Origin of the sequence: Nocardia farcinica (assembly GCF_029867845.1) — a bacterium.
GTDB lineage: Bacteria > Actinomycetota > Actinomycetes > Mycobacteriales > Mycobacteriaceae > Nocardia > Nocardia farcinica_A.
Genome location: NZ_JARWRU010000530.1, coordinates 1 through 6996, shown reverse-complemented (window position 1 = coordinate 6996; position 6996 = coordinate 1). Strand labels below are relative to the sequence as shown.

Sequence of the window (6996 nt, the reverse complement as noted above, 5' to 3'; positions counted from 1 at the left end):
CCGTTGAGCCGTGCCGAACGCAGGCGGCTCGCCGAGGCGGAGGCGGCCGCCGCCGCGGCGCAGGAAGAAGGCGAGAGCATCGCGCTGCCCGCCGGGAATTCCGACCGGGCGGCCGCGCACGCGCGTTCCGCTGATGCCGCGCGAACGGACACCGCATCCGAGGACTCGTCGGCTCCCGCGCGCACCGGGGCCGAAGCGGATGCGCCCGCGGGTCCGTCGGCGCATTCGAGGCCGGAGGAGGACACCGGGTCCGGCCGCCTCGCGGAGCCGGAAACCACGCGGTCGGCGGCCCCCGCGATCGTCACGGGAGCCGCTGCTCGCGCGCTGGGCATCCCGTCCGAGGCCGATGCCGAGCCCGCCGAGCGGAACCTGGGTGGCGCGACGCTGAGCGGGGCCGCGGCCAGGCAGCTCGCCGATGCCGATGCGCCGGTGACCGAGGTGATTCCCGCCCTGCGCGCCGACGGCGCCGAGAGCGCGGGTGAGCCGGAAGGCGCGTCCGCGCTGCCGCAGCGGGGTGGGCGGCGCGCCGACCGGCGTGCGGCGGCCGAGGCCGGTGCGGGCGACTCCGCGGAGCCGGGTTCGCGGCACGGTGCCGCCGAGGAGAGCGGACGACTGCCGCAGCGCGAACCGAGTGCGCCTGTCGGCGGCGCGACCCACAGCCTGCGGGCCGCCAGCGAGCCCGCGGCGGACAGTGCGGCGAGCGATCTCGCGACCACCGGGTCGGGCAGGAAGCTGCCGCGCCGGGCCGCCGGACACGCGCGTCCGCACGCCGCCGCGACACCCGCGGGGCCCGGTCTCTCCGACGAGGCGCAGTCCTCGGCCCCCGCCGGCCTGCCCGCGCGCGACGCCGAGGCGTCGAGGCACGGCTCCGGTGTGGATCTGCCGGAAACCGATGTGCCGCAGGGAGGCACCGGCCCCGGGCAGCACGGCAGCGCTTCCCGGCATGCCCAGCCCGGGCCCGGCGCCGACCTCCCCCGACGCGAACCCGCGTCGGCGCTGCCTCAGCACGCCGGGGAGACGGCACTGCCCCGGCGCGGCGACAGCGCGGCCACAGCGCCTGATGCCACCGATGCTCTTCTCCCGCAACGGGATCCCGGCATCGGCCTGCCGCGGCGTGCTCCGCAGGGTGCGCTTCCGCAGCCCGAGACCGTGCGACCGGGTGCGGGTGGCGACGGCCTGCCGCAGCGCGGCACCGGTGGTGCGACCGGTGAGGTGGCCCCGCCGAGCGGCGGCGGCCTGCCCACGCGTGATCCCGGCACCGCGCTGCCGCGCCGTGAGGCCGGGGCGGGCGGCGGTCTGCCTCGTCGTGATCCCGGGCATGCCGCTCCCCCGAGCGACGCCCAGCTCGGCGTCACCCGCTCGGCGGGCAGGCACACCGGGGACACGCAGGTGACCGCGGATCTGCCGACCGGCGAGCAGGGCGGCTCCGCTGATCCGGCCGCGTCACCCGCGGGCGCCGATCCCGCCGGGCCGGCCGCGGGCGCCGTGCCGGGGCGGGAGGCCTGGCAGGGTGAGCTGGACCGGCTCGCCGCCGAGACCGCCTACGTCGACACCGGCACCGATGCCCCGGGCGCCGATTCCGGGCAGGCCGGTTCTGGGCAGGCCGGTTCTGGCGCGGCCGACGGCTGGGCGGATCAGCCCGCGCCGCTCGTCGAACCGGCCCGGCTGTCCCCGCGCGGCGACCAGCCCTCGGGGGTGACCGTGCGCAACGAGGCAGCGGGCATCACGCCGCGACAGACGCCGGTACAGAACCCGTTCGGCCCGCCGACCAGCGCTCTGACCGCCGAGGGCGGGCAGGGGGTCGACACCCCGTTCGATCTCACGCCCCCCACGGCGCGACCGCAGGTGAGTGTGCCGGAGACCGCCGAGGCCCCCTCGGGCACGCGGCCGACGGCCGAGGACGACGCGCACGACAAGCTGCAGGCCATGCTGGACGAGTTGAAGCGCAACCCGGCCGGGCCGTTCGGCCGTCCGCTGAACACCCCGCCGGACTCGGGCCGCTGATCCGGTGCGGCCGTGGCGGATCCGTCACGGCCGCACCGCGCGGTAGGCGGCGTTCGCGCGGCTCGAGCGGGTGACGTTCGCCCGGCTCAACGACGGCGCGGCGGCTGTTGTTCCGGCACCAGCACGGCGGCGACCCGGTCGCGCAGCCAGCGGTGCGCCCCGTCGGCGGTGTTGCGTGAGTGCCAGGACATGCCGATGGTGATCTCCGGCAGCGGCAGCGGGATCTCGAAGGTCGCCAGGCCGAGAGCGTCGATGGCGCGGGCGGCCAGATGCGCCGGTGCTGGGCAGACGAATTCGCCGGAGCGGACGGCCAGCAGCGCCGAGGGCAGGTCGGGGACGGTGGCGTGGACGCGGCGGGTGCGGCCGTGCAGCATGAGGCGATCGTCGATGGGGCCGCGCGGGCGGCCGCTGCCGGAGACGGCGAGATGGGCGGCGCCCGCGTAGGCGGCGACGGTGGCGCGGCCGGTCACGAGGGGATGGTCGGGGACGGCGACGCCGACGAGGCGGTCGCCGAACAGGCGCTGGGTGACGATCTCCGGCTCGGTGTGGCCGAGGACGCCGACGGCCAGATCGACGCGGCCGTCGCGCAGGTCGGCGGTGCCCTCCCCGGGGTCGGGCAGCATGCGCAGGGTGACGCCCGGGGCCTCGGCGCGCACGGCGACCGCGAGCGGGCCTGCCAATTCGGTGCGCACTTGATCGTCGGCGCGCAGGGTGAAACCGCGCTCCAGACGACCGGGATCGACGGAACTGCGCGGGGTGAGCACGGCCCGGCCGCGTTCGACCAGGGCGGCGACCTCCGAGCGCAGTTCCAGCGCGCGCGGAGTCGGCACCAGATTGCGGCCCGAGCGCACCAGCAGCGGATCGCCGAGCACCCGCCGCAGTTTGGCCAGGGTGCGGCTCATGGCCGAGGGCGAGGTGTGCAGGCGGCGGGCGGCCTCGGTGACGCTGCGGGAGTCCAACAGCGAATCCAGAGCAACCAGCAGGTTGAGATCGAGCGGCTCCACTCACGGATTATCACAGATGGCAATCACGGGACCGAAGATTGCACTCCCGGCAATCCGCGAGCTAGTCGCCAGAAAATTGCCAACGAACCACAACTACCGGCGGCATCACCGAGCCGCGCAGCTCGGAGCACTTCATCGCCGCTGCACAGGATATTGCGGAGCCGCGGGATAGTGCTGCGGCGGGTACTGCTGCCGAGGCGAGCCGGCCGGTTGCCGCACCTGATCAGGGAATCGCTGCGGGGTTGCGAAGGCCTGCTCTCGCGGATAGCCCTGCGATTGCGCGGGCGTCTCGACCGGGTGGGCGGCGGGCGGCCGCGGCGGGTACTGCTGCGCGGCTTGCGGATCGGGCTGCGTAACTCGAGGCTCGGGCTGCGCGGCCGTGGGCAGCGCCGCGGGGGCAGGCTCCTCGGCGACGGGCGTGCCCGAGACGGGCGGCGACTGCGCAGGCGCGGACGCCTTGCCGTGGCGCTCGTTGATGCCCCGGTAGGTCTCGGGCCTGACCCGTCGCGCCCACTGCACGCCGCGGTGGCGCAGCGGGACCTTGAATCTCAGGTCGGCCAGCAGTTCGTCGATGGTGTGCAGGGTGAACGGCGTGACCGTGGTGCCCTTGGCGTGGTGACCACCGGTGCCCGCGGTCATCCAGCGCAGCCGCTCGTCGATGCGGGCCTCGCGCTTCTCGGGATCGGGTAGTCGCAGCCTGCCCCGCAGGTGGTCGGCGATCCAGTGCGCGGTCACCTCGGCGGTCAGCGGGGCGAGCAGGCCGGAGTTGTAGCCGGCGAAGGTCAGGTTCGCGACGTGCGTGGGCAGGATGTTGCGGTGCAGGCGGAAATTGCCGTCCTCATCGGTGAGCTGCCGCTGGATGTAGGGGGTGAGGAAGCCGACGCGCTGCTGGAAACCGGTGGCCGCGATCACCAGATCGGCGTGCAGGGCCGAGCCGTCGCTCAGGTGGGCGGCGGCCGGGCCGGGCCGGCCGGACAGCTCGACCACCTCGAGATCGCGCAGCACCCGGATCGCGCCCTCGCGGACCTGCTCGAAGAAGCCCTCGGTCACCACGCTGGTGGTGCTCTGCGCGATCTCCTCGAACCGGCCATCCGGCACCAGGCCGAGTTCGCGCAGGCCGAGGCGCTTGATGGTCATCTCCTGCAGCACGTCGAAATCGCTGTCACGGAAGGAGCTTCCCGCCCCGTGCAGGAAGCGTTCGGCGCCGCGCGGGGCGTGATAGCGGAAGTGCGCCTCGCCGAGCCTGCTCAGGAACAGCCGCTCGAAGTCCAGCTTCTTGCCGAGGCTGCGCGGCATCTTCCACAGCAACCGGCGGGCGACCACCGTGGTGCTGGTGGCCACGTGGCTCACGGCTTCGGCGATGTCACAGGCGGACTGGCCGTAACCGACGACCACCACATTGCGACCGCGCGCTGCCTCCAGGTCGAGGAAGCGCGAGGAGTGCACCAGCGTGCCGCCCGCGGCGGTGAACGCTTCGACGCCGCGGAAATCGGGAACCGATGGCTCGCTGAACACCCCGTTGGCCACCAGCAGGTGATCGCAGGAGGTGCGGTGCACACCGGTCGCGTCGCGGATCTCGAGCAGCCAGCCGCTGTCCACCGGGTCGGCGGCCACCACCTCGGTGCCCAGCCGCAGGAACTCGTCGAGCCCGAAGTTACGGACGTAGCGCTCCAGATAGGCCTGCACCTGGGCGCCGTCGGGCACCTGCGGGTAGTCCGCCGGCATGGGGAAGTCGGAGAAATGGTAGGTGAGCTTGCTGTTCTGCAGCCGCAGACCGGGATAACGCCTGGTGGCGCTCCAGACACCGCCCACGTCGGGTGCGCGATCGAACACCTCGACGGCGAAACCCTCCCGGCTCAACACCTTCGCGCACGCCAGGCCCGCAATGCCCGCACCTACGACCGCGATGCGGTTACCGCTCGTCATGGGTTCCGAGCCTACCCGCCGGACACCGGTCCCGGTCCCGGCGGTGTGAGATCTGCCGACGGGCGGGGGCGGGCCGCCGTCCGGCCGCGTGCTGTACTGGAGCGATGAGCAACACGCCAGTGATCGTGGACCGAGCCGGACTGTGGGACGCCGAAGCCCTCAGCGATGTTGCGGCCGCGACCTTTCCACTGGCCTGCCCGCCCGGCTCGACCGCCGAGGACATCGCGGTCTTCGTCGAGCAGGTCCTCTCCGGCGAACGCTTCGGCGAGTACCTCAACGACCCCGACCGGATCGTGCTCAAGGCGGTGGCGGGCGACGAGATCGTCGGCTACGCGATGCTGATCGCCGGCGACCCGGCCGACCCCGATGTCGCCGAGGTGGTGGACCTGCATCCGGCGCTGGAGATCAGCAAGATGTACGTGCTGCCCGGCCACCACGGGACCGGGGTGTCCAGCGCGCTCATGGAGGCGGCGCTGACGATAGCCCGCGAGGGCGGCTATCCGGGCGTGTGGCTCGGCGTCAACCAGCAGAACGCACGTGCCCAGCGGTTCTACGCCAAGCACGGTTTCGAGATCGTCGGCACCAAGACGTTCACCGTGGGCACCCAGGTGCACAACGACTACGTGATGCGCCTGCTGTTCTGAGCAACGGGCCCGTCGTCCGGGCAAGGGCGACGGCAGGCGCGGAGCCTGCCGCCGGAGGTCCTACGAAGTGGTGGCGGCCTCGAAGCGCGAAAGCGCCAGCAGACGGGAGATGGCCCGCAGGTACTTCTTGCGGTAGCCGCCGTCGAGCATCTCCTGGGAGAAGATCTCGTCCAGCTTGGCCCCGGACACCGTGACCGGCACGCTCGCGTCGTAGAGGCGGTCGGCGAGGACGACGATGCGCAGCGCCACGGCCTGGTCGGTCACCGGATGCACGCCGGAGACGAAGACCGCGCTCACCCCGGAGATCAGTTCGCCGTACTTGGACGGGTGCAGCTTGCTCAGATGGGTCAGCAGCGCGTCGAAGTCGTCGAGGGTGGACCCCGGGGTGGCCGCGGCGCGTTCGGCGAGCAGTTCGGGCGAGGTGGGCTCGGGTGCGGGCGGCAGGTCGCGGTGGCGGTAGTCGGGGCCGTCCACGCGCACCGCCTCGAAGATCGAGCCGAGCTTCTTGATCTCGCGCATGAAGTCCTGCGCGGCGAAGCGGCCCTCGCCCAGCTGGCCGGGCAGGGTGTTGGAGGTGGCGGCGATGGAGACGCCCCGCCCGGACAGCTCGGTGAGCAGCCGTGAGACCAGCATGGTGTCGCCCGGGTCGTCGAGCTCGAACTCGTCGATGCACAGCACGCTGTTGCCCGCGAGGCGCTCGAGGGCGTTGTTGAAGCCCAGCGCGCCGACGAGGTTGGTCAGCTCGCCGAACGTGCCGAAGGACTTCGGCGCGGGCGAGCTGTGGAAGATCGAGGCCAGCAGGTGCGTCTTGCCGACGCCGAAGCCGCCGTCGAGGTACAGGCCCGCGCCGGTGACCTGCTTCTTCTTGCCGAACAGGCTCTTCTTGGTCGACGACTTGTGGATCTTGGCGACCTCGCCCGCGAAGGACTCCGCCTTGCGCACCGCGGCGGCCTGGGAGGGTTGCGCGGGGTCGGGAATGTAGGAGGAGAAGCTGACCTCGTCGAACATGGGCGGGGGGACCATCTGGGCGACGAGCTGGTCGGCCGGAACCTCAGGATGGCGATCGACAAGGCGTTCTTGCATGGACGAAGCCTAATGACGTGGTGTGATCTGTCCTCATGCAGCGTATCCCCAATGCGATCCAGCTCACAGACCTGGACGCGGACGGTCTGACCGATCTGTACGCCTACCCGATGGGGCTCGACGCGCCGTGGGTGCGGGCGAACTTCGTCTCCAGCCTGGACGGGGCCGCCACCAGCGGCGACCTGACCGCCGCGCTGGGCACCCCGGCCGACAAGACCGTCTTCGGGCTGCTGCGTGATCTGACCGACGTGATCCTGGTGGGCGCGGGCACCGCGCGCGCGGAGAACTACGGCGGCGCGCGCACCGACCGGGGGCGGCGGCGGGCGCTGTGGGAC

General features: G+C 72.9%; 5 protein-coding genes and 1 pseudogene. 3 read left to right on the top strand and 3 right to left on the bottom strand.

Annotated features, from left to right (window positions below; translation table 11 throughout):
* Nucleotides 1-2004 (top strand): annotated as a pseudogene (locus QH283_RS11460) (hypothetical protein); the annotation flags it as partial.
* An 86-nt stretch (nt 2005-2090) separates the two neighbouring features.
* Here QH283_RS11460 and QH283_RS11455 read toward each other — a convergent pair.
* Entirely contained in the window at nt 2091-3008 is a 918-nt protein-coding gene (locus QH283_RS11455; RefSeq protein WP_280502989.1) for a LysR family transcriptional regulator, read from the bottom strand.
* Nucleotides 3009-3140: 132 nt separating this feature from the next.
* Nucleotides 3141-4934: a flavin-containing monooxygenase gene (locus QH283_RS11450; RefSeq protein WP_280502988.1), complete on the bottom strand. Its 1794-nt coding sequence runs from the start codon at nt 4932-4934 to the stop codon at nt 3141-3143.
* 104 nt (nt 4935-5038) lie between these two features.
* On the opposite strand from QH283_RS11450, the gene QH283_RS11445 reads away from it, so the two are divergent.
* The gene (locus QH283_RS11445) at nt 5039-5578 is read left to right on the top strand and encodes a GNAT family N-acetyltransferase (protein WP_280502987.1); all 540 of its coding nucleotides are present in this window, start codon (nt 5039-5041) and stop codon (nt 5576-5578) included.
* Nucleotides 5579-5638: 60 nt separating this feature from the next.
* Here QH283_RS11445 and zapE read toward each other — a convergent pair whose 3' ends face one another.
* Nucleotides 5639-6661, bottom strand: coding sequence for a cell division protein ZapE (gene zapE, locus QH283_RS11440; RefSeq protein WP_280502986.1), 1023 nt, complete (start codon nt 6659-6661; stop codon nt 5639-5641).
* A 35-nt stretch (nt 6662-6696) separates the two neighbouring features.
* Between zapE and QH283_RS11435 the strand changes: the two genes are divergently transcribed.
* Nucleotides 6697-6996 (top strand): dihydrofolate reductase family protein (locus tag QH283_RS11435; RefSeq protein ID WP_280502985.1); only part of this gene is annotated, 300 nt, incomplete at its 3' end.